The sequence below is a fragment of the Streptomyces sp. NBC_01669 genome, assembly GCF_026339735.1.
GTDB classification, from domain to species: Bacteria; Actinomycetota; Actinomycetes; order Streptomycetales; family Streptomycetaceae; genus Streptomyces; species Streptomyces yanii.
In genome coordinates this window covers 5870509-5893379 of sequence record NZ_JAPEQG010000001.1, presented here as the reverse complement: position 1 = coordinate 5893379, position 22871 = coordinate 5870509, and the positions used below count along the sequence as shown (strand labels likewise).

General features: G+C 69.2%; 21 protein-coding genes. 10 read left to right on the top strand and 11 right to left on the bottom strand.

What is annotated here, in order from left to right; translation table 11 throughout:
* Nucleotides 1-6: 6 nt before the first annotated feature.
* From OG972_RS26465 to OG972_RS26450, 4 genes are all read right to left on the bottom strand, one after another.
* On the bottom strand, nt 7-822 hold the full coding sequence (locus tag OG972_RS26465; RefSeq protein ID WP_266985468.1) for an ABC transporter permease: 816 nt from the start codon (nt 820-822) through the stop codon (nt 7-9).
* Nucleotides 823-860: 38 nt separating this feature from the next.
* The gene (locus tag OG972_RS26460; RefSeq protein ID WP_266985466.1) at nt 861-1745 is read right to left on the bottom strand and encodes an ABC transporter permease; all 885 of its coding nucleotides are present in this window, start codon (nt 1743-1745) and stop codon (nt 861-863) included.
* A gap of 13 nt (nt 1746-1758) precedes the next feature.
* Nucleotides 1759-2961 carry an ABC transporter substrate-binding protein gene (locus OG972_RS26455; RefSeq protein ID WP_266985464.1) on the bottom strand — a complete coding sequence of 401 codons (1203 nt, stop codon included), beginning with the start codon at nt 2959-2961 and terminating at the stop codon, nt 1759-1761.
* A gap of 103 nt (nt 2962-3064) precedes the next feature.
* Nucleotides 3065-4102 (bottom strand): ABC transporter ATP-binding protein, encoded by a 1038-nt coding sequence (locus OG972_RS26450; RefSeq protein ID WP_266985462.1) that lies wholly within the window; start codon nt 4100-4102, stop codon nt 3065-3067.
* A gap of 113 nt (nt 4103-4215) precedes the next feature.
* Between OG972_RS26450 and OG972_RS26445 the strand changes: the two genes are divergently transcribed.
* From OG972_RS26445 to OG972_RS26430, 4 genes are all read left to right on the top strand, one after another.
* Nucleotides 4216-5037, top strand: a complete 822-nt coding sequence (locus tag OG972_RS26445; protein WP_266985460.1) for a FadR/GntR family transcriptional regulator — start codon at nt 4216-4218, stop codon at nt 5035-5037.
* A gap of 4 nt (nt 5038-5041) precedes the next feature.
* Complete coding sequence (locus OG972_RS26440) at nt 5042-5794, top strand: cache domain-containing protein (RefSeq protein WP_266990723.1); 753 nt, start codon at nt 5042-5044, stop codon at nt 5792-5794.
* A gap of 30 nt (nt 5795-5824) precedes the next feature.
* On the top strand, nt 5825-6319 hold the full coding sequence (locus OG972_RS26435) for a hypothetical protein (protein ID WP_266985458.1): 495 nt from the start codon (nt 5825-5827) through the stop codon (nt 6317-6319).
* 528 nt (nt 6320-6847) lie between these two features.
* Nucleotides 6848-7315 carry a transglycosylase SLT domain-containing protein gene (locus tag OG972_RS26430; RefSeq protein ID WP_266985456.1) on the top strand — a complete coding sequence of 156 codons (468 nt, stop codon included), beginning with the start codon at nt 6848-6850 and terminating at the stop codon, nt 7313-7315.
* Nucleotides 7316-7577: 262 nt separating this feature from the next.
* On the opposite strand, the gene OG972_RS26425 is transcribed toward OG972_RS26430, so the two are convergent.
* From OG972_RS26425 to OG972_RS26415, 3 genes are read right to left on the bottom strand one after another with little or no spacing between them, the layout of a single operon-like run.
* Nucleotides 7578-8408 (bottom strand): sugar phosphate isomerase/epimerase, encoded by an 831-nt coding sequence (locus OG972_RS26425; protein ID WP_266985454.1) that lies wholly within the window; start codon nt 8406-8408, stop codon nt 7578-7580.
* Complete coding sequence (locus OG972_RS26420) at nt 8405-9550, bottom strand: dihydrodipicolinate synthase family protein (RefSeq protein WP_266985452.1); 1146 nt, start codon at nt 9548-9550, stop codon at nt 8405-8407. Before OG972_RS26420 ends, OG972_RS26425 begins: the two co-directional genes overlap by 4 nt.
* Nucleotides 9547-10698 (bottom strand): Gfo/Idh/MocA family protein, encoded by a 1152-nt coding sequence (locus OG972_RS26415; RefSeq protein WP_266985450.1) that lies wholly within the window; start codon nt 10696-10698, stop codon nt 9547-9549. Before OG972_RS26415 ends, OG972_RS26420 begins: the two co-directional genes overlap by 4 nt.
* Before the next feature lie 108 nt (nt 10699-10806).
* Between OG972_RS26415 and OG972_RS26410 the strand changes: the two genes are divergently transcribed.
* On the top strand, nt 10807-11910 hold the full coding sequence (locus OG972_RS26410; RefSeq protein WP_266985448.1) for a LacI family DNA-binding transcriptional regulator: 1104 nt from the start codon (nt 10807-10809) through the stop codon (nt 11908-11910).
* A 316-nt stretch (nt 11911-12226) separates the two neighbouring features.
* On the opposite strand, the gene OG972_RS26405 is transcribed toward OG972_RS26410, so the two are convergent.
* Nucleotides 12227-13384 carry a transposase gene (locus tag OG972_RS26405; RefSeq protein WP_266985446.1) on the bottom strand — a complete coding sequence of 386 codons (1158 nt, stop codon included), beginning with the start codon at nt 13382-13384 and terminating at the stop codon, nt 12227-12229.
* A gap of 125 nt (nt 13385-13509) precedes the next feature.
* Here OG972_RS26405 and OG972_RS26400 point away from each other — a divergent pair, with 125 nt between their 5' ends.
* Together OG972_RS26400 and OG972_RS26395 are read left to right on the top strand one after the other, a co-directional pair.
* The gene (locus tag OG972_RS26400; RefSeq protein ID WP_266985444.1) at nt 13510-14298 is read left to right on the top strand and encodes a sugar phosphate isomerase/epimerase; all 789 of its coding nucleotides are present in this window, start codon (nt 13510-13512) and stop codon (nt 14296-14298) included.
* 343 nt (nt 14299-14641) lie between these two features.
* Nucleotides 14642-15946 carry a cation:dicarboxylase symporter family transporter gene (locus OG972_RS26395; RefSeq protein ID WP_266990721.1) on the top strand — a complete coding sequence of 435 codons (1305 nt, stop codon included), beginning with the start codon at nt 14642-14644 and terminating at the stop codon, nt 15944-15946.
* Between the two features lie 182 nt (nt 15947-16128).
* Here the strand turns inward: OG972_RS26395 and OG972_RS26390 are convergent, their stop codons facing one another.
* A complete protein-coding gene (locus tag OG972_RS26390) occupies nt 16129-17067 on the bottom strand; it encodes an EamA family transporter (RefSeq protein WP_266985442.1) in 939 nt (312 codons plus the stop codon).
* A gap of 100 nt (nt 17068-17167) precedes the next feature.
* On the opposite strand from OG972_RS26390, the gene OG972_RS26385 reads away from it, so the two are divergent.
* Together OG972_RS26385 and OG972_RS26380 are read left to right on the top strand one after the other, a co-directional pair.
* A complete protein-coding gene (locus OG972_RS26385; RefSeq protein ID WP_266985440.1) occupies nt 17168-18076 on the top strand; it encodes a LysR family transcriptional regulator in 909 nt (302 codons plus the stop codon).
* A gap of 198 nt (nt 18077-18274) precedes the next feature.
* Nucleotides 18275-20104: a glycoside hydrolase family 3 protein gene (locus tag OG972_RS26380; RefSeq protein ID WP_266985438.1), complete on the top strand. Its 1830-nt coding sequence runs from the start codon at nt 18275-18277 to the stop codon at nt 20102-20104.
* 76 nt (nt 20105-20180) lie between these two features.
* On the opposite strand, the gene OG972_RS26375 is transcribed toward OG972_RS26380, so the two are convergent.
* Together OG972_RS26375 and OG972_RS26370 are read right to left on the bottom strand one after the other, a co-directional pair.
* Entirely contained in the window at nt 20181-21665 is a 1485-nt protein-coding gene (locus OG972_RS26375) for a S28 family serine protease (RefSeq protein ID WP_266985436.1), read from the bottom strand.
* Nucleotides 21666-21766: 101 nt separating this feature from the next.
* On the bottom strand, nt 21767-22138 hold the full coding sequence (locus tag OG972_RS26370) for a hypothetical protein (RefSeq protein WP_266990719.1): 372 nt from the start codon (nt 22136-22138) through the stop codon (nt 21767-21769).
* A gap of 549 nt (nt 22139-22687) precedes the next feature.
* Here OG972_RS26370 and OG972_RS26365 point away from each other — a divergent pair.
* Nucleotides 22688-22861 (top strand): hypothetical protein, encoded by a 174-nt coding sequence (locus OG972_RS26365; RefSeq protein ID WP_266985434.1) that lies wholly within the window; start codon nt 22688-22690, stop codon nt 22859-22861.
* Nucleotides 22862-22871 lie beyond the last annotated feature (10 nt).

The window sequence follows — 22871 nt, the reverse complement described above, 5'->3', positions numbered from 1 at the left end:
CTCCTCTCAGATACGACTGCCGGAGGCGGTGTCCGACGACAGCCGTTGGGCGAGATAGATCGGTATGACGGAGAGCAGGACCAGGACGGCGGCGACGACGTTGACGACGGGTGCCTGTTGGGGCCGGGCCATGTTGGAGAAGATCCAGACGGGGAGGGTCTGGACGCCGGGCCCTGCGGTGAAGGTCGTCACGACGATCTCGTCGAAGGAGAGTGCGAAGGCGAGGAGCCCGCCCGCGACGAGCGCGGAGCGCACCAGCGGGAAGGTGACGTCGACGAACGTACGGAAGGTGTGCGCCCCGAGGTCCATGGCGGCCTCCTCGTAGGATCCGGGCATCCGGCGCAGCCGGGCGATCACGTTGTTGAAGACGACCACGATGCAGAAGGTGGCGTGTCCGACGATGACGGTGAACAGGCCAAGGCCCACGCCGAGCGGTTCGAGGACCGTGCGGAAGGCGGTGTTGAGCGCGACGCCGGTGACGATGCCGGGCAGCGCGATCGGCAGGACGACCACGAAGGAGATGGCCTCGCGTCCGAAGAACTTGTAGCGCTGGCAGGCGAAGGCGACGAGCGTGCCGAGGACCAGGGCGATCGCGGTCGCGCCGAGCCCGGCCTTGAGTGAGGTCCACAGCGCGCCGCGGGCGCCGGAGCTGTGCCAGGCATCGACCCACCAGTCGAAGGTGAGTCCGGGCGGCGGCCAGCCCGAACTACGGTCCGGGTTGAGGGAGTTGATGAGGACCAGGAGCAGCGGGACGTAGATCACCGCGAAGCCGAGCGCGGCGGCGATGCGCACAGTGATGCGCGCGGGGCGGGAGAGATTCATCGTAGGGACCTTCGCTGTGCGTGATGCGATGCGGACCGTCAGAGGCTGCTGAGGGCTCCGGTGCGGCGCACCGCGAGCAGATAGAGCACGATGATGACCACCGGCACCGTGCCGAGCGCGGCGGCCAGCGGCAGGTCCAGAGTGATGTTGGAGTAGATGAGGTTGCCGATGAGCTGGGTCTTGCCGCCGACGATCTGCACGGCGATGTAATCGCCGAGGCTGAGCGAGAAGGTGAAGACCGACCCGGCCGCGACGGACGGAAGGACCATCGGCAGCACCACGGCACGGAAGGTTCTGCCGGTGCGGGCGCCGAGGTCTGCGGAGGCGTCCAGGAGGTTGGCCGGGAGCTGCTCGAGTCCGGCGTGGATCGGCAGGACCATGTACGGCAGCCACAGGTACGTCAGCACGAGGACGGTCGCGGTCAGACCGTAACCGGGCCCTTTGATGCCGAGTGGCCCCAACAGCCAGTCGAGCAGGCCGCCTTGGGCGAGGATGAGCCGCCAGGCGTACGCCTTGACGAGGTAGCTGGCCCACAGCGGAGTGAGGATCGCCACGACGAGGAGCGGCCGCCACCTGGGCTGCGCGATGCGGGCCGTGTAGAAGGCGATGGGGAAGGCGATCAGGACACACAGCACGGTGACCGCGAGGGCGACGCCGACACTGCGCAGGGCGACCTGCCGGTAGACGTCGGTGGTGAACAGCGCGGTGAAGTTGTCCGTGTTCCAGACCTTCACCACGTTCGAGGTGAAGGCGTCCGTGGTCCAGAACGCGGACAGGAACAGCACGGTGAGCGAGCCGAGGTAGGCCAGGACGAGCCAGGCCAGCGGCGCGGAGAGCAGCAGGGACAGCTGCAGCCGGGGGCGTCGGTGCAGGATCCCGGCGAGCCGCCGGACGGGTCCGGCGGCGTGCGCGGTGTCGGTCATCGGTGGGTAACCCTCAGCCCTTGATCCCGGTCCAGGCCTGGACCCACTTGGCGTACGGCACGCACGTGGTGTCCGTGCGTCCGTCCACGCACTGCGGGATGGGCGTGGTCCAGAAGTGGACCTGATTCCAGTACGACTCGTCGGCCGCGTGATACGTGGTGCAGTGGTTCTTGTCGGCGGTCTCCGCACAGGCCTTGGCGTTGGAGGGGGCCTCGCCGAAGTACTCGGCGACCTGAGCGTTCACCTTCGGGGAGACGATCCAGTCCATCCACTTGTAGGCGCAGTTCGGGTGCTTCGCCTTCGCGGAGATCATCCAGGTGTCGGACCAGCCGGTGGCGCCCTCCTCGGGAAGGACGGCCTTGACCGGGACCTTCTCGGCCTGGGCGGTGTTCAGGATGACCTGCCAGCTGGTGCCGACCACGGAGTCACCGCTCTTGAAGGCGGAGACCTCCTTGAGGTAGTCGCTCCAGTACTCGCCGACGTTCGCGTTCTGCTCCTTGAGCAGGGCGACCGCGGCGTCGAACTGCTTCTGGTCCAGGGCGTACGGGTCCTTGATGCCGAGGGACGGCTTGCTCTTCATCAGGTACAGGGCGGCGTCCGCGATGTAGATGGGCGAGTCGTACGCCGTGACCTTCCCCTTGTACGCCGAGGACTTGTCGAAGACCACGGACCAGGAGTCGGGTGCCGGGGAAACGTTCTTCGTGTTGTACATCAGGAGATTGGCGCCACGGCCGTGCGGGATGCCGTAGGAGACACCCTTGACCGAGTTCCACTGCTGGTCCTTGAGCCCGGAGAAGACGTCCTTGTAGTTGGGTACCAGCTTGGTGTTGACGGGTGCGGCGTCGCCGGACGCGATCAGGCGCAGCGACGCATCGCCGGAGGCCGAGACCGCGTCGTACTGGCCGGTCTTCATCAGGCTGACCATCTCGTCGGAGGTGCCCGCGGTCTTGGTGTTGACCTGACAGCCGGTCTGCTTCTCGAAGTCGGTGACCCAGTCGACCTTCGGGTCGTTCGAGCCGTCCTCGGCGTAGCCCGCCCAGGCGATCAGGTTCACCTGCCCCTCCGTCCTGCCGAGGGACTTCTGCGCGGCGAGCTTCGGCGGGGTGAAGGCGCCGCCGCCGGGCGACGTCCCGGCGGTGTCCGAAGAACCGCAGGCGGCGGCAAGGAGCAGGGCGCCGAGCGTGGCCGCTGCTCGGGACGTTCGGTTCAGACGCACAGGGATCTCCACGGAAGGGGGAAACGGCGGGGAAGGGTCGTGCGGGTGTGTACGGTCACCGGGCTTCAGGAGCCCGGAGGTTGTGTTGCGCGTGTCCGCGCGGTCACCGTGTCCCAGGGACCCTGAAGTTGTGCCTTTGGTGCCACTGGAGCGTGACCCGGGAGCCGCGGAAGGCGGCGACGTCCTCGGACGAGGTCTCCAGATTCTGCTGGAGGGCGGTGAGTCGGCCGCCCGCGTCGAGGTCCACCAGGAAGCGGGTGGCGTCCCCCAGGTAGACGACCTCCGCGACGGTGCCGGTGGCACGGGAGTGCCGCGGCTCGTCGGCGAGTGCTGATTCCTTGAGTACGCGGATCTTCTCCGGCCGGATGCTGTACGTCGCCCGGTCGCCCACGACCTGCTCCGCGGCGTCGTCGGTCAGCAGGTTCGAGGTACCGACGAAGCCGGCGACGAACGGCGTGGCGGGACGTTCGTATATCTGGGCCGGAGTGCCGACCTGCTCGACGCGCCCCTGGTTGAAGACCGCGATCCGGTCGCTCATCGTCAGCGCCTCCTCCTGGTCGTGGGTGACGAAGACGAAGGTGATGCCGACCTCGCGCTGGATCGCCTTGAGCTCGACCTGCATCTGCTCGCGCAGCTTGAGGTCGAGGGCGCCCAGCGGCTCGTCGAGCAGGAGCACCTTCGGCCGTCCGACCAGGGCGCGGGCCAGCGCCACGCGCTGGCGCTGGCCTCCGGAGAGCTGGGACGGGCGACGGGTGCCGAAGTCCGCGAGACGTACGCTCGCCAGAGCCTCCCTGGCCTGCTTCAGACGCTCGGGCTTGGGCACTTTGCGGACCTTGAGGCCGTAGGCGACGTTCTGCTCCACGGTCATGTGCGGGAAGAGCGCGTAGTCCTGGAAGACGGTGTGCACGTCGCGCTCGAAGGGCGCCAGACGGGTGACATCGGAGCCCGCGAGCTCGACGGTTCCGCTGGTGGGGGCCTCGAACCCGGCGATCATCCGGAGCACCGTGGTCTTGCCGGAGCCGGACGGTCCCAGCATCGAGAAGAACTCGCCGTCCGCGATCTCCAGTTCGACTCCGGCCACGGCCTCTGTCCTGCCGAACGTCTTGCGCAGGTTCTGCAGCCGAATGGCCATTCCCTCCATGGGCGGGAACCTTTCTGGTGCTGTCGGGAGTTGGCCGTAAACATATGAAGTCATAGTTCAAATTTCAAGGCCCCGCTAAGGTAAAGGCTGTGCCAACTGGCAAGGTGGTGATCGTGAACCGAGACAAACCCGGCGCCCGCAGAGTCGTCTTCACACCCGTCGACACCCTGGCCCGCGTGGACGCCGTCGTGCGGCGGCTCGGTGACGCCATCGACCTCGGGCTGCTCGCCGACGGCGAGCAACTCCCCGGCGAGACCGACCTTGCGGCCCAGCTCGGCGTCTCCACCGTGACCCTGCGGGAAGCCCTGATGGCGTTGCGGCAGCAGGGGCTGGTCACCACCCGCAGAGGGCGTGGCGGAGGCAGCTTCGTCACCGTGCCCGACGGCCCCGCGGAGGACCGGCTCCTGGCCCGTCTCGCCGAGTGGAGCACCGAGGAACTCCGCGATCTCGCCGACCACTGGGCGGCCGTGTCCGGGACCGCCGCCCGGCTCGCGGCCCAGCGCACCGAGCCCGATGATCTGCGGCAACTGCGCAGGTCTCTGGAAGAGTTGGTGGACGCCAAGGACTCCGGGGCGCGCAGTCGCATCGTCGGGCGCTTCCATGTCGAACTGGCCGCGGCCGCCCAGTCCGCCCGGCTGACCAGGGAAGAGGTCACCCTCCAGACCGAACTGGGGGCACTGCTGCGCCTCCCGCTCGGCGAGGACGAGCATCTCAAGGACTCCGTGGATCGTCACCGCGCCGTAATCTCGGCCGTGCATGATGGGGCGGATGACCGTGCCAGGGCCCTGGCCGAACAATGCGTGCAGGCCTCCATGGCGCGCCTGATCGAACTCCGCCTCGGCTCTGCCGACGGTGCGCGCGGTCCACGTCCGAAGGAGGCCCCCGATGGGCAGCAGTCCCCGTCTCGGAAGCGAGGCCGGACCGGTCCTACGTGACGAGATGACCGTCGCCGACGCGGCCGCCCGTGTCCGTGATGCGCTCGAAGGAGTCTTCGACGCCGTGGCCAGGACTGCTGCGGACACCGAGGCGGTGCTCGCCCCGGCCGTCGCGGGCGGCCGCCGTCCGGTCTCGGCCGATCTGGCCGCGCTCCGCCCCGGCCTGCATGCCCGCCTCGCCCAGTACGAACTGGTCTCGGGGCTCGGCTTCGTCGCGGCACCAGGACTGCTCGACGACGTACCGGCGTGGCTCGAGTGGTGGCAGACCGCCGCGGACGGGTCCGTGCATCCGCTGTTGCTCGACCTGGACCCGGAGCGCTCGCCCTACTCCGACTACACCCACTGGGACTGGTACACCCTGCCCCGCGACACCGGGCAGCGGGCCGTCGCCGGGCCGTACGTCGACTACCTCTGCTCCGACGAATACAGCCTCACTCTCTCCGCACCGGTGACGGTAGGAGGACGCTTCATGGGAGTGACGGCTGCCGACGTCTACCTGCGGCGCTTCGAAGCGGTCGTCATGCCCCTGCTCCAACGCCTGCCGGAACCCGCCCGCCTGGTGAACGCACGCGGCCGGGTCGCCGCCTCCACCGACCCCCAATACATGGTCGGCTCACTCGCCAAGGACCCGATTTTCGCGACGGTACTGACCGGCCGGACCGCCGGCATCGAACATGACGGACTCCAACTACGGCCCTGTGACGGCGTTCCGCTCATCCTGGTGACAGCGAATCCCACCGCGCCACGCTCCGCGTAGGCGCAGGTCGGGCTGGAACTGCCGGCACCCATGCCCGAGGACGCCCGGCTCGCCGGGGAGCGACCGTCGTTCCGCCGGATCGTCTGGCGGCGCGCAGGCAACCGTCCCTATGATGCTGCGCTGACCAGCGCCGTCGCCACACTCCCGACCCGGCCCGGCATCGCCCCCTTTGCTACAGAGGACCTGCCCATGCCTTTCCGCCGGATCGCCGCCCTGGCGGCGGTGTCCGTGACCGTACTGCTGCTGGCCTCCTGTGGCAGCAGCAAGGTGCACGGCACCGTAACCGAGAAGGAGTACAAGCCGGCCCGCACCACGTGGACGACCGAGCCAGTCACGAAGAGGCAGTGCACCACGTCCCGGAGCAACGGCAAGACCAAGAGGTCGTGCCGCACGGTGCGGACCGGCACCCACCGTGTCTCGCACCGGCATCCGGCGTGCTGGCAGATCGAGCTGGACGACGACGCGCACGAGCTGTGCATATCCAAGAGCCGGTGGGACAAGGTGCGTGTCGGCGACCGGTGGTGACCCGCCGGGGCCCATGCCGCGGCGCCGGCTCTGTCCGGCTCGACGCTCCTGGCCCAGAAAGCCCCTGACGCCGTCCAGCAGCCGGTGAGTCACCCCCGCTCGCATGCGGGGCCAGGCAGATCCGCAGCCGGCTGCTCCAGACGAGCCGGATGGTCCGGAGAGGCTCGGCGCCCACCCCCTCGGGCTCCCTGGCCGCATTGAATGGGCCGACCGCGCCTTCATTGCATTGCGCTTTTTATTCATTACGCGTGGCGAAGCGAATAGAGGGCTCTTCGGGTGGTGCAGGGCAATATATCTATGTCCGTTTTGGGGGGATTTAATACTTCTGTCGTGTGATGTGGGCGATATGGCATGCGTCACCATGATACGACTTAGTAGGGCAAAGAGCCCCTCTCATGGCCCGTTTACGGCCATTTCGGACACTGTTGCCCGTTCCCTGTACGTATCCCGATAGTAATGAGGGTCATTGACCGGAACTTGAACCCCGTTTAAGAATTCTTGGCATCCCCACGGAAGAGGTAATTTCCGATGCAGATCTCCGCGATGTCCAAGAAGTTCGCTCGCATGGCCCAGACGAAGAAGATCTCGCTGGGCATGGCCGCCGCCGGCGCCGCAGTCGTCGCCGGTTCCCTCGTCAGTGCCCCGGCCGCCTCGGCCGCCACCCCCGCCCAGGCCGGCGGCAGCGTCAACACCTGGATCAACCAGTCACTGGAGATCATGCGGGCGCAAGGCATCCCGGGCTCCTACAACGGCATCTACAAGAACCTGATGCGCGAGTCCTCCGGCAACCCCAACGCCATCAACAACTGGGACTCGAATGCCGCCAAGGGCATCCCGTCCAAGGGTCTGCTCCAGGTCATAGACCCGACCTTCAAGGCGTACCACGTCCCCGGCACCTCGTGGAACATCTACGACCCGGTCGCCAACATCACCGCCGCCTGCAACTACGCGGCCCACCGCTACGGCTCGATCGACAACGTCAACTCGGCCTACTGATCAGCTTGCGATGAAACCGATCTCGGCGGCTACCGAGCCGGCCCGGTCCGGTCCGACCGGCCACAGGAGCCGTACGAGACGTTCCCGGTAAGACGAAATGGGGTCCGGTCAGAAGACCGGACCCCTCTCGCTTTCCCCCCGTCAGGGCTTCCCGATCCCCCCGGATCCCTCCCGGAAGCGCCCGACGCAAGATACGACCCGGCAGGGTACGGAAGGGTTGCACCCCTTTGCGATGTCTTTACCCGCCGCTTCGAATCCGCTCTCAGCAGGCGTGCTCGACGTACCGCGCCGCGACCTCCGCGAGGACCTCGGCGCCGTCGCGCGCCCACAGGTCCTCGTTGAAGATCTCCACCTCGATCGGTCCGTCGAAGCCGGTGGCCTCGACCATCTCGCGGAATGCGCGGAAGTCGATGCTCCCGTCGCCGAGTTGCCCCCGTCCGACGAGTACGCCCGCCGGGAGCGGGGTGATCCAGTCCGCCAGCTGGAACGAGTGGATACGGCCGCCCTCCCCCGCCCTCGCGATCTGTGCGGCCGCCTGGTCGTCCCACCAGATGTGGTACGTGTCGACGACCACACCGACCTGCTCCGCCGGGAAGTGCTCCGCGATGTCCAGGGCCTGGGACAGGGTGGAGACGACACAGCGGTCCGAGGCGAACATCGGGTGCAGCGGTTCGATCGCCAGGCGTACACCGCGTTCCTGCGCATACGGGCCCAGCTCGGCAAGCGCTTCCGCAATGCGTTCGCGGGCGCCGTGGAGATCGCGGCTGCCGGGCGGGAGACCGCCGGAGACCAGGACCAGGGTGTCGGTGGACAGGGCCGCCGCCTCGTCGATCGCCGCACGGTTGTCGTCCAGGGCCCGGGCCCGTTCGGCCGGGTCGAGCGCGGTGAAGAAGCCGCCCCGGCAGAGGCTGGTGACGGTCAGGCCCGCGTCCTTCAGAAGCTGCGCGGTGCGCTCGACTCCGTACTCCTGGACAGGGCCCCGCCACAGGCCGACCTTGTCGATGCCCGCCTTGACGCAACCCTCGGTGAGCTCGGGCAGCGACCATTGCTTGATGGTCTCCTGGTTGATGCTCAGACGCGACACGTCCGTCACCGGACACCTCCGTTGACCGTGAGCAGGGCGCGCATCCGGGATTCGGCCAGCTCCGGGTCGGGGAACAGGCCCAGTCGGTCGGCGAGTTCGTACGCCTTCGCCAGGTGGGGCAGTGAACGGGCGGACTGGAGGCCGCCGACCATCGTGAAGTGGTCCTGGTGGCCGGCCAGCCAGGCGAGGAAGACCACGCCCGTCTTGTAGAAGCGAGTGGGCGCCTGGAAGAGGTGCCGGGACAGCTCGACCGTGGGGTCGAGGAGTTCGCGGAAGCCCTTCACGTCCCCGGTGTCCAGGACGCGTACCGCGTGGGCGGCCAACGGGCCGAGCGGGTCGAAGATGCCGAGCAGGGCGTGGCTGAAGCCCCGGTCGTCGCCCGCGATCAGCTCGGGGTAGTTGAAGTCGTCGCCGGTGTAGCAGCGGACCCCACCGGGAAGACGGCGGCGTACGTCGATCTCGCGCTCGGCGTCGAGGAGCGAGATCTTGATGCCGTCGACCTTGTCGGGGTGTTCGGCGATGACCTTCAGGAAGGTGCCGGTGGCGGCGTCGAGGTCCGATGAGCCCCAGTACCCCTCCAGCGCGGGGTCGAACATCGGGCCGAGCCAGTGCAGGACGACCGGCTCCGAGGCCTGGCGCAGCAGGTGTGCGTACGTCTCCAGGTAGTCCTCGGGGCCGTTCGCCGCGGCGGCGAGGGCGCGGGACGCCATCAGGATGGCCTGGGCGCCGCTCTCCTCGACGAGGGTGAGCTGCTCCTCGTACGCGGCCTTCACCTCGGCGAGCGTGGCGGGCCCTGCGGGGAGCTGGTCGGTGCCGACGCCGCATGCGATCCGGCCGCCGACGGCCTTTGCCTCGGCGGCGGAGCGGCGGATGAGCTCGGCGGCGCCGGCCCAGTCCAGACCCATGCCGCGCTGGGCGGTGTCCATGGCTTCGGCGACGCCGAGGCCGTGCGACCACAGATGGCGGCGGAAGGCGAGAGTGGCGTCCCAGTCGACGGCCGCGGGGTCGTCGGGGCTGATGTCGGCGTACGGGTCGGCGACGACATGGGCGGCGGAGAAGACCGTACGGGAGGCGAGCGGAGCCCCGGCCGGTGCGAGGTCGAGCGGGGTGGTTCGGGGTTCGTACGGGCCCTGCGGGAGATGGATCGTCACAGCGTCAGCTCCGGTACGTCCAGGCGTCGGCCCTCGGCGGAGGACTTGAGCCCGAGCTCGGCGAGCTGGACACCGCGGGCGCCGGCCATCAGGTCCCAGGTGTACGGCTCGTCGAGCACGATGTGGCGCAGGAAGAGCTCCCACTGGGCCTTGAAGCCGTTGTCGAAGACGGCGTTGTCGGGGACTTCCTGCCACTGGTCGCGGAACGACTCGGTGACCGGGAGGTCGGGGTTCCAGACCGGCTTGGGGGTGGCCGAGCGGTGCTGGACGCGGCAGTTGCGCAGCCCGGCAACGGCGGAGCCGTGCGTTCCGTCGACCTGGAACTCGACGAGTTCGTCGCGGTTGACGCGGACGGTCCAGGAGGAGTTGATCTGGGCGACGGCGCCGCCGGCTAGCTGGAAGATGCCGTAGGCGGCGTCGTCGGCGGTGGCGGCGTACGGCTTGCCCTGCTCGTCCCAGCGCTGCGGGATGTGCGTCTGGACGTGCGCCTGAACGGTCTTGACCTGGCCGAACAGCTCGTGGAGCACGTACTCCCAGTGCGGGAACATGTCGACGACGATGCCGCCGCCGTCCTCGGCACGGTAGTTCCAGGAGGGGCGCTGGGCCTCCTGCCAGTCGCCCTCGAAGACCCAGTAGCCGAACTCGCCGCGCACGGAGAGGATCTCGCCGAAGAAGCCGCCGTCGATGAGGCGCTTCAGCTTCAGCAGGCCCGGCAGGAAGATCTTGTCCTGGACGACGCCGTGCTTGATCCCGGCGTCCTTGGCGAGGCGGGCCAGCTCCAGTGCGCCCTCGACGTCCGTCGCGGTGGGCTTCTCGGTGTAGATGTGCTTGCCCGCGGCGATCGCCTTCTTGATCGCTTCGACGCGGGCCGAGGTGACCTGGGCGTCGAAGTAGATGTCGATGGTGTCGTCCGCGAGGACCGCGTCGAGGTCGGTCGACCACTCGGTCAGACCGTGCTGGGCGGCGAGTTCCTCCAGCGCATGGGCGCGGCGGCCGACGAGGACGGGCTCGGGCCACAGCACCTCGCCGTCGCCGAGGTCGAGGCCGCCCTGCTCGCGGATCGCGAGGATCGAGCGCACCAGGTGCTGCCGGTATCCCATGCGACCCGTGACGCCGTTCATGGCGATGCGCACTGTCCTGCGTGTCACGAAGTTCCCTCCATACAGCCGTAGCAAGCGCTTTCTATGCGGTATGACGCTAGCCTGCCGACAGCGGCCCGGACAAGAGGGCTCCGTCCAAAACCCTCGGAGGAAGCGATGACAGTCACCCTCGCGGACGTGGCGGCTCGCGCCCGGGTGTCGCCCGCCACCGTGTCGCGTGTGCTCAACGGCAACTACCCGGTGGCGGCGTCCACCCGGGAGCGGGTGCTGCGCGCGGTGGACGACCTGGACTACGTACTCAACGGACCGGCCAGCTCGCTCGCCGCCGCCACGTCCGACCTGGTCGGCATCCTGGTCAACGACATCGCCGACCCGTTCTTCGGGATCATGGCCGGGGCGGCGCAGACCGAGATCGGCGGGCCGGGCGACGGCTCAGGGCGGGCCGGGGGCGAGAAGCTCGCCGTCGTCTGCAACACCGGTGGCTCCCCCGCACGCGAACTCACCTACCTCACCCTGCTCCAGCGTCAGCGCGCCGCGGCCGTCATTCTCACCGGCGGCGCGGTGGAGGACCCGGCGCACCAGGCGGCGATGGCAGCGAAGCTGGCGAAACTCGCGGACGCCGGGACCAGGGTGGTGCTGTGCGGGCGGCCCCCGCTGCCCGAGGGCGAAGCGGTCGTGGCGGCGCTCGCCTTCGACAACCGGGGCGGCGGCCGACGCCTCACCGAGCACCTGCTGACGCTCGGCCACCGGCGGATCGGTTATGTCGCGGGCCCGGTGGAGCGGACGACGACGCGCCACCGGCTGGAAGGGCACCGCGACGCGATGGCGGCGGCGGGCCTGTACGGGGACGACACGACCACGGAAGGGCGTCTCGCGAACGCCCGGGACGAGGATCGTCTCACCGTCCACGGTCCGTACGACCGCCGGTCAGGTTACGACGCGACGCTCGAACTCCTGCGCCGCGAACCGGAGGTGACGGCGATCGTCGCCGCCAACGACACCGTGGCCCTGGGCGCGAGCGCGGCGATCCGGGACCGCGGTCTGCGTATCCCCGAGGACATCTCCGTGGCCGGTTTCGACGACCTGCCGTTCTCGGTGGACGCGGTCCCGGCCCTGACGACCGTACGGCTGCCGCTGTTCGAGGCGGGCGCGCGGGCCGGCCGGCTGGCGATGGGCAAGGAGACCCCGCCGCCCGGAGGCATCGCGACGATCGCGGCGGAGCTGATGGTGCGGGGGTCGACGGCGCCGCCGCGGAAGTGACGCCGCGATATCGTGGAACGACCGGCATTCGGGAGGCCCTCATGACGACCACGCCCATGGACAGGGCCAGCGCCTGGGACGCGCTGGACGGCGTCGCCCTGCCCCGCAGCTTCCCCGTCGCCGACGCCTTCCGCTGATTCCGCTGTCGGCTCCCGGGTACCCGTAACGCATGCCGTGTGCCGTGGAAGGAACACGCACGTCAACTTCTCGGCTCTGAAGGACCGAGCTTGTAAGCCCGGCCTGCAAGCCGTGTCGCGCTCCCGACTGCCCCCTACGACAGGGCGGTCACGGGTCGCATCTACCAGCGGGGGAGGTGTTAAGTCCGTTGTGGTACGGGTCCGTTGACGAGAACCCACGCCGAGCGTGCGCGGTTACGCACGTTGACCCCGGCGACGACGTCGGCCGGACCAGCGAGCCCGCACCGACGACAGGAGAAGCAGTCCCGGGAGGGACGGTTGTTTCGCGCGGTGTGCCCGCACCTGGGGCACATCTGCGAGGTGTAGTGGGCATCCACCGCGATCACCGGCACTCCGGCCCGGCGGGCTTTGTCCCGGATGTGCTCTTCGAGCTGGCAGAACGGCCACGAGGAGAGCGTGGCCCGCTGGTCGCGGGAGGGCCGTACCCGGTCACGGATGCCATCGAGTTCTTCGAGGGCGATCCCGCGTCCGGTGCGTTGTGCGACGGCCACGATCTCCTTGCTGATCTTGTGATTGATGTGCCCGGCGTGCCGGGCTTCCTTCTTTGCCCGGCGCTTGGCCCGGCGGGTTGCCGAACGGCTCTGCTTCGCCTGCAGTTCGGCGCGCTTGGCCGCATGCCGGCGCCGGTACCGGCCGAGGCGCCGCCCCTGGTAGTTGTCACCGTCCGAGGTGGTCGCGAGGTTCACGATGCCCCGGTCCACCCCGATCCAGTCCACCGGCTCGAACCGGTCGGCCTCGGGGACCTCGCACACCGCGATGAGGAACCACTTCCCGTCCCGGTGGACGAGGTCCGACTCACCCTTGCGATACTCCCGCAGTGTCTTGAGCTGGTCCGGATGCCCCACGAAAGGGATGCTCTTGATGCGGCCCACCGTCGTCCAGATGGATACCGTCCCCGCGTCGTGCTGCCAGGACAGGATGCGGTCGTCGTACGGCTGCGCCGCATCGGGGCGGAACACGATGGGCTTGGACTCTGCCTGCCTGCGGCGCTTACTTCCCTCGGGACCGAGGTTCCCCGCCCGGATGTTGGCGCGCAGCGTCGTGTACGCGTCCACGACCTTCTTGACCGTCCGCACGGCCGCTTGCGCGCCGAGCCCGAAGTCCGCCTTCAGCCCTGCGTAGACAAGCTTCTGCAACTCGTTGCGGGACGTCGTACCCGTCTCGTACGCCAGGGAAGATGCCCGGACGGCCGCCCGGTTGCAGGCGCGCAGGGTCGCCTCAAGCACAGTCGCCACCTCGGGCGAGGGCATGAGCTTCACCTGCACCACGACCTTCACCCCATTCACCGTATCGGGAGCCACTGACAAATGAGCCCAGATCCGTGCATCCGCGCACGTCAGAGCAAGACCGAGATCCGATTCCTCCCGGCCCTCAAGGACCGGACTTCCTCGCGAGGAGTCCAGTGAAGCTCGCTTTCTCGACCCTCGGAGTACCGGGGATGCCGATCACCGACGTCATCCGGCTCGCCGTCGACCACGGCTACCAGGGGGTGGAGCTGCGCGCCCACCCCGAGGAGCCGGTGCACCCGGGGCTCTCCTCGGCCGAACGCGCCGACGTGGCCGAGGAGTTCAAGAAGGGCGGCGTCGAGATCCTGACCGTCGCCGGGTACGTCCGGGTCGCCGCCGAGGGGCACGACCAGCCGGTGCTGGACGAGCTCGCCGGGCTGGTGGAGCTGGCGCGGGATCTGGGCGCCTCCCACGTCCGGGTCTTCCCCGGTGGCGGCGGGCTGGACCCGGAGGTGGCCGATGCGAACGCCGCCCGCCGACTGGGCGCCGCCGCCCCCTACGCCGCCGACCTGGGTGTACGGATCCTGCTGGAGACCCATGACTCGCACCGGGCCGGTGCCGACGTGGCCCGGATCGTCGGGACGGTCGGACACCGGCAGGTCGGTGCGCTGTGGGACACCATGCACACCTGGCTGGCGGGCGAGGAGCCGGTCGCGAGCCATGCGGTGCTCGCCCCGCACCTGGGATACGTGCAGGTCAAGGACATCGCGTCGGCGGAGGACACCGAACCGTTGGCGCTCGGGGCCGGGGTGCTGCCGCTGGGTGCCTGCCTGGACACGCTGGACGCGGACAGCTGGGTCTGCTGGGAGTACGAGAAGCGCTGGCACCCGGACGCGGCCGAACTGCCCGGGCTGCTGAGCGCGGGACGGGAGCATCTGCTGCGGCTGGGTTCACCGAAGGAGTAGCAGGAGTCGGCGGTGGAGGACTCCTGGGGAGCAGGGCTTCCCGGGAGTCCTCCGTCATGTCCGGGTTCTGCCGCCGACCTGCCCACGGCATGGTCGCGGACGACCGTCTGCGCTACTGAGCCGCCGGTCGGGGGTGGGGCTCGGGGGCTGTTTGGAGCAAGGTCCAAGATTTTTCCGGACGGAGCTCGGGGTCTTTTGCGAAAGACGCAGCTTCGACATAGTGGCCCGCACTGCGGAAGTTACTTTCCGCATGACAGAAGTCCGCTACGGAGGAGTGCCCGTGCCGCACGCCGCCCCACCAGCCCCACCTGTCGCGCCGACCCTCGCGCGACGCACCGCCCGTCTGCTGCGCACCTCGCTTTTCGCGCAGGTCGCCTGCGCGCTGTTGCTCGGCGTCCTCGTCGGACGGCTCTGGCCCGAGGCCGCCTCGGCCGCCCAGCCGCTCGGCGACGGATTCGTCCGCCTGATCAAGGCCATGATCGCCCCGCTCGTCTTCTGCGTGGTCGTCGCCGGGATCACCAAGGCGGGCGACCTCAAGGCCTTCGGCCGCATCGGGGTCAAGGCCCTCATCTGGTTCGAGGTCGCCACCACTTTCGCCCTCGTATTCGGTCTGCTCGCCGGAAACCTCGTCGGACCCGGCAGAGGCATGAACGTCGACCCGGCCACGCTCGACACCTCGGCCGTGAGCGCCAGGACCGGCGGCGGGGAGCTGCCCTCGACCTCGGAGTTCATCCTCCACTCGCTGCCCGACAGCGCGGTCGGCGCCTTCGCCGAGAACTCCCTCCTCCAGGTCCTCGTCCTGTCCTGCCTGGTCGGCGCCGCGCTGCTCCACCTCGGCAGCACGAAGGTGCCGGCGATCCTGCCCGCCATCGAGCAGGCCCAGGAAGTCGTCTTCGCCGTCGTCGGATTCGTCATGAAGCTCGCCCCGCTCGCGGTCTTCGGCGCAACGGCGCACCTGGTGGGCGAGTACGGCCTCGGGGCGCTCTCCACGTACGGCAAACTGATCGCCGTCTGCTACGGCGTCGCCCTGCTCTTCCTGTGCCTGCTCGCGCTCGCGCTCAAGACCGTCACCGGGATCAGCCTGTGGAAGTTCATGCGCTACACGCGTGAGGAGATACTGCTCGCGCTCGGTACCGCCTCCAGCGAGACCGTGATGCCGCGCATGATGCAGAAGTTGCGAGCGGCCGGCTGCCGGGACGACGCGGTCGGCCTGGTGCTCCCGACCGGCTACTCCTTCAACCTCGACGGCGCCTCGATCTATCTCTCCGTCGGCACGCTCTTCATCGCCCAGGCGGTCGGCGTGGACCTGACCATCGGACAGCAGATCACCGTCGTGCTCGTCCTGATGCTCACCAGCAAGGGGATGGCGGGCGTCGCCGGCTCGGCCTTCCTCGCCCTGTCCGCGACCGCGTCCGCGCTGGGCGTCATCCCGGCGGGAGCCGTGGCGCTGCTGCTCGGCGTCGACCGGATCATGGACGCGATGCGTGTCCTGACGAACCTGCTCGGCAACTGTGTCGCCGTCTTCGTGGTGTCCCGCTGGGAAGGCGCGCTGGACCGGGTGACGGCGAAGAAGGTGCTGGACGGTGAGATCGCCTTCGTACCGGAGCAGGCCGAAGAGCCCAAGGGCATGCAGGAGCACGTGAGGTGAGGCGGCGCGCGGGGCCCGGCACGTGCGAGCCGGGCCCCGCGTTTCGCTCAGGGCTGTCCCGTAATCCATGGCGGGACAGCCCTGAGAGCCTGTCGGGTGACCTTCGATCGGATAGCACACGCACCAGGCCGCGCCGCCCGATCAGAGGTCACCCGACAGGCTCTCAGGGTCTTTCGTTCGGATCAGGCCGGAGAGGGAGCCGGATTCGGCCCCGGCTCCCTCTCCGGTGCCGGAGCGTCGTCAGGCCCACTTGCCGTACGCGTCCGCCGCGCCCCCGCCAGTGACGTGAGCGCCACCCCGCCCACCAGCAGCGCCGCAGCACACCACCGCAGCGGGCTCACCGACTCGCCGAGGAACAGCGCGGCCGAGGACATCCCGAAGACCGGGACGAGCAGGGTGAACGGGGCCACGGACGACGCCGGGTGGTGGCGCAGCAGGAAACCCCACGCCCCGAAGCCGAAGACCGTGGTGATCCAGGCGACGTAGACGATGATGCCGACGCCGCTCCAGTCCAGTGCGGCCAGCGCGTCGGCGTCGCGGTCCCAGCCCTCGAAGAGGAGGGAGAGACCGAGCAGCGGCAGGACGGGCACGGTCGAGACCCACACCATGAAGTTGAGGGAGTCGGGCGGGGCAGCCTTGCGGGTCAGGACGTTCGACACGCCCCAGCAGGCCGCCGCCACGATCACCAGCACGAAGGCGAGCACGGGGCCGCTCGCACCCTCGTCCACCGCCGCGACCCCGATACCGGCCAGCGCGATCCCCATCCCCAACATCCTTGCTCCGCCCGGCCGTTCGCCGAGCGTCACGGCCGCAAAGAGGGCCGTGAAGACCGCCTGGACCTGAAGCACCAGGGAGGACAGACCGGCGGGCATTCCGCGGTCCATGCCGATGAACAGCAGACCGAACTTCGCCACGCCCAGGACCAGCCCGACGCCCACGATCCACTTCCACGCGACCTTGGGCCGCCCGACGAAGAAGACCGCGGGCAGCGCCGCGACCAGGAAGCGGAGGGCGGAGAAGAGCAGCGGCGGGAAGTGCCCGAGGCCGACCTCGATGACGACGAAATTGACGCCCCAGACGGCAGCCACCACGGCGGCCAGGGCGATGTGAAGGGGACGCATGGAGCGAGGATCACCCGCCGGGACCATGTAGCACCAGCGCGGATTTCTTCATGGTGAAATTGAGCGTTGCTAATGAATCAGGAAGGTCCGGGAGGTTCCGGTGCTCGATCTGTCCCGACTGCGCGCACTGCACGCCATCTCCGTCCACGGGTCCGTAGCGGGCGCCGCGGCCGCGCTCGGCTACACCCCGTCGGCGGTCTCCCAGCAGATCACGAAGCTGGAGCGGGAGACCCGTACGACGCTGCTGGAGCGGCGCGGGCGCGGTGTCGCGCTCACCGAGGAGGCGCTCCATCTCGCCGCCACCGCCCAGCAGTTGCTGGCGATCGTGGAGCGCGCCGAGACGACACTGGAGGAGCGCCGGGGGCTGCCGACGGGGCGGCTGTCGATCGGCGCCTTCGCGTCGGCGGCGCGCGGTCTGCTGCCCGACGTGCTGGCCGAGCTGGACCGGGACCACCCCGCCCTGGACGTGCGGCTGACCGAGGTCGACCCTCATCTGTCGGTCGATCTGGTGGCCAAGGGCGTGATCGATCTCGCTGTCGCGCACGACTGGGACATCGCACCATTGCCCGCCCCCGAGGGCATCGCGCAGGCGGTGATCGGTGACGACCGGTGCGATCTGCTGGTGCCGGAGGGGCATCGCCTCGCCGGGCGGGACGCGGTACGGCGCGAGGAGCTGGCGAAGGAGCGGTGGATCTGCCAGCCGCCGGGGACGGTCTGTCACGACTGGCTCGTACGGACGCTGCGGGCGGCGGGTTACGAGCCGGACATCCGGCACCAGGCGGAGGAGAACCACACCCAACTGGCGCTGCTCGCCGCCGGTCTCGGGGTCGCGATGATCCCGCGGCTGGGGCGGGGACCGCTGTCGGCGGGAGTGGTGGCGGTGCCGCTGGACCCCGTACCGGTGCGGCGGCTGTACGCGTTGTGGCGCACGGAGGCGGCCCGGCGGCCCGCGATCACGGTGGCGGTGGAATCGCTTCAGGCGCGGGGTGCGGGGGCGGGCTTGGGGTAGGGGCCGCGGGGGACTTCGGGGGTGCGGGCCTGTGGCCATGGACCTGCTTCGAGCACCGAACGGGCCGAGCCGGATCGCATGTCGCCGAGCCGATTATCGGGCCGCCCCCTTGACTGGAAGTTACTTTCTAGATATTCGTGCCCTTTGGAAGTTACTTTCACCGCCCCCTCTCCCCTGAGTACGGCCGAAGGAGCTCACGTGCACCACCGCACCTCCAGACGCACCCTCCTCACCGCCACCGCCGTGACCGCCGCAGCGGTTGCGACCGGTGCGGTCTCCGCCCCCGGGGCATTCGCCGCCTCCGCAGCCTCCTCCGCCTCCAGCACCGAGCGCCTCAAGCAGCTCATCTCCCGGATGAGCCTGGAGGAGAAGGTCGGCCAGCTCTTCGTGATGCGGGTGTACGGGCACTCCGCCACCGAGCCCGACCAGGCCGACATCGACGCGAACATGGCCGAGATCGGGGTCCGTACCGCCGCCGAGATGATCGCCAGGTATCACGTCGGCGGAATCATCTACTTCGCCTGGGCGCACAACACCCGCGATCCGCACCAGATCGCCGACCTCTCCAACGGCATCCAGCACGCCGGTCTCGCCGGTCCCACGCCCCTGCCGCTCCTGATCTCCACCGACCAGGAGCACGGCATCGTCTGCCGCGTCGGCGAGCCCGCCACGCTGATGCCGGGTGCGATGGCGCTCGGTGCGGGCGGTTCGCGTTCCGACGCGCGCCGGGCCGGGCAGATCGCGGGCGCCGAGCTCGCCGCGATCGGCATCAACCAGAACTACGCCCCGGACTCCGACGTCAACGTCAACCCGGCCAACCCGGTGATCGGCGTACGGTCCTTCGGCGCCGATCCGCAGGCCGTGGCCGGGATGGTCGCCGCGCAGGTGAAGGGGTATCAGAGCGCCGGGATCGCTTCGACGGCCAAGCACTTCCCGGGCCACGGCGACACCAACACCGACAGCCACTCCGGTCTGCCCTACATCCACCACTCCCGCGACCAGTGGGCCGAGCTGGACGCGCCGCCGTTCCGCGCCGCGATCGCCGCGGGCATCGACGCGATCATGACCGCGCACATCGTCGTTCCCGCGCTCGACGCCGCCGAGGACCCGGCGACCCTGTCCCGGCCGATCCTCACCGGCATCCTGCGCGAGGAGCTCGGTTACGACGGTGTCGTGGTCACCGACTCGCTCGGCATGGAGGGGGTGCGCACGAAGTACGGCGACGACCGCGTGCCCGTCCTCGCCCTGCAGGCGGGTGTGGACCAGCTGTTGAACCCGCCGAGCCTCGACGTCTCCTGGAACGCCGTTCTGGCGGCCGTGAAGAGCGGCGAGATCAGCGAGGCCAGGATCGAGGAATCGATCCTGCGCATCCTGCGGCTGAAGGCGAAGCTGGGGCTGTTCGACGACCCGTTCGTCAGCCACGAGGGCGTGGACCGTGCCGTCGGCACCCGGTCGCACCTCGCCGCCGCCGACCGGATCGCGGAGCACACCACCACACTGCTGGCCAACACCGGTGCGGTGCTGCCGCTGTCCCGCCGCTCCCACAAGAACCTCCTCGTGGTCGGCGCCGATCCCGCCTCCCCGTCCGGCACCACCGGACCGCCGACCACCACCCTCGCCGGCGCCTTCACCGAACTGGGGTACGCGGCGACCGCACTGTCCACCGGCACCGCGCCCAGCCAGGCGAAGATCGCCGAGGCGGTTGCGGCCGCGCAGGGCAAGGACGCGGTGATCGTGGGGACGTACAACGTCTCGGCGACCAGCTCCCAGCGCACCCTGGTCAGCGCCCTCGTGGCGACCGGCGTCCCTGTGATCACGATCGCGATCCGGAACCCGTACGACATCGCCCAGCTGCCCGCCCACGCGGCGAGCCTGGCCGCGTACTCCTGGACGGACGTCGAACTGCGCGCCGCGGCCCGGGTGATCGCGGGCCGCGCCGAACCGGAGGGCCGACTGCCGGTGCCGGTGCAACGGGCGGACGATCCGACGCAGGTGCTGTACCCGGTCGGCTACGGCCTGACGTACTGACCGGACGGGCCACGCGCGCGTGCCGGGTCCGAACCGCACGGTTCGGACCCGGCACGCATCACACCGTGCCGGCCTTCTACGGCCGCAACGCGGGGCCCTGCCTGCGCTCGCTCGTCACGTCCCGCTTGTCGAGCCGCGCGTCGTACGGCGCGAGCGGCTTCGCCTCGGCCGGGTCCGACTGCACGGCGGCCGGGGCGACGCCCGCCCAGCGAAGGATGTCGGCGGTCGCCTTCGCCTTCTCGTCGGCGGCGAGACCGGCCACATTGGAACCGTGGTTGCCGCCGGCCACCGTGTAGACGTGGCTGTCATGGGCGCCCGTGCCGAGGCGGAAGCGCTCCGCACCCCACGGGTCGTTCTCCCCGTACACCCACATCATCCGGGTGGCGTTGTGCTTCACCCAGGTGTCGACGTCCCGCATCGCCGACGGCTCGAACGTCATCGGGATGGAGCTCGGCACGAAGTTGCGCGGCGGCTGGTATCCGTAGCGGCTGAGATTGCCGAGCCACGGCTGCTTGATGTCCGGCGAACCGAGCTGGGTGCCCGCCTGGTAGTAGTACGGCGTGTACCTCTCCAGGCCCTGGTCCACGTAGGCGGAGAAGCCCGAGATGGTGTCGATCGAGTCCCAGATCGCCTGGTCGGGCGCGGTCGTGGCATCGGCGGGGATGGTGTCGCAGTCGGCGAGCTTGCTGTACTGCCAGTACGCCCAGACGTAGTCCATGACGACGGCTTCGTACGCCTTGTCGAGGGATCCGACGGTGTTGAAGGTGTAGCCGTTCGTGTCGGCGTACTCCTTGTACTTCTTCTCCAGCGGCTCGCGGCGGATCAGTGCCTCGCGCTGCACGCCCTCGAGCCGGTCGCGGCACTCCTTCGTGCCGACGTTCTCGAAGAACCGGTCGTATGCCGAGTCCTCCTTGTTGACCACGTCGTTCGGCGCGACGTACGCGACGACGCCGTCCATGTCCTTCGGGTAGAAGCGCTCGAAGTACGTGGCGGTCATGCCGCCCTTGGAACCGCCGGTGCTCAGCCAGTTCGCGGAGTAGATCTGCTTCAGCGCGGTGAAGACACGGTGCTGGTCGCTGGCTGCCTGCCAGATGTCGAGCTTCGACCAGTCGGCCGGAGCGGGACGGGACGGGGTGAAGAAGCGGTACTCCAGCGAGACCTGGTTGCCGTCGATGATCCGGGTCGGCTCGGAGCGGCTGGGGTTCGTGGAGACGTTGTACCCGCTGGTGTAGAAGACCGTCGGGCGCGAGGTGTCCTTGTGCAGCAGGGTGATGCGCTGCTGGAACGTGCCCTTGGACGGGTGCCGGTGGTCGATCGGCTGGGTGTAGTTGAGAACGAAGTAGCGGTAGCCGGCGTACGGCTTCTCCTCGATCAGACTCATCCCGGGTATGGCCAGGATGCGGTCCTTGATGTCCGCGGTCGCACCGGCGGACCGGTCGGACCCGGCGGACCGGATCGCGGTCGCGTCCGCGGCACTGGCCGCACCGACGGAGGCACCCGTCGCGCTCACCGTGCCTATGAGCACCGCGAGCGAAAGGAAACCTCTGAGCGCCTTGCGCATGCACCCTCCCCGGGAATTTCACCTGGATTCACAAGATTCATCGCGAATCTAGCGGTGCAACACCCGGCTGACCAGCCCCTCCTGTCACTTCATCAGAAATATCAGCAGAGTATCCAGCCCGTGGCGCCGGATTTTCCGGCGACGGAACCCGTGGCCCGGACACATCGGTGCAGTGCGTAGACGGTCACCCGGCCGGTCTGCTTGGTGAACCTGCCGCTGTCGGCGACGGGCCGGCCGCCGCGCGCCTGGATCATGACGGACATCTCGCGGCGCGGGCCCGACTTCTTCGCGACCGTGATCGCGCAGGCGTAGGAGCGGCTCCTGAAGACGCGCACCTCCCCCGTGGAGAACGTCACGGTCTTCGCGAGCCGTCCGCCGCAGGACGATGCGGCGTCGGCGCTGCCGGCCCCGGGACCGCCGAGCACCAGCCCGACGGCGGTCACCAGTGCCAGTACGAACACCTGGACCAGCACCCGTCGTCCGGTGCCGCCGTCTCCGGCGGTTTTCCCATTCCTGTTTCCCAGCAGTTCCCTCACCGTTCCTGAGCAGTGAGCAGGAGTGAGTCCCGGCTCACCGGTACGCCCCGAACGGTCTTGGGCGCACTGGTCCTCCGCTTTCGCGTCCCGGTCGGCGACGCATATCCCGTATGAGGTCCGTCCCAGGCGGGCGGAATCCCTACGACCTGGCCATATGGGTGTGGCCGGAGGCGACGGGGAGGCCCCGAACCATCTCGCTGGTGACACGGGGGCCCCGACTGCTGACACCACACCCGGCGTCCCAGATCGCACCGAATACGTTACGCACACCCCGCCGGACATACCCGCAGCTTGTGACACCGTTCACCCCATCGTGTCCATGTTCGCCAAAACGATGTGCTTGCTCAGCAGTTGTGAACCCCATCGAACACTCTCGCGCCCGCCCGGCTCATACGCATACATGCGTACGACGCGAAGGGCCATCCGAAGGTTGCATGCGGCCCGCTCCACATCCCGACCTGGGAGGCGCGCAACCACGCGGACGGAGTGCTCCGCGCCCAGAACACACCGCTCGCCTTCCAGGTCACCGCGGGCGACAGCGGCGCCGGTCACACCTGGTCGAAGGTGCGGCTGACCTGGAGCGGCGGCAAGCACCCCGTGTACACGTATCTGACCGTTCAGTCGGACCTGCAGACCGGCAAGATCTCCGGCATCCGCTGAGATCCGCGGT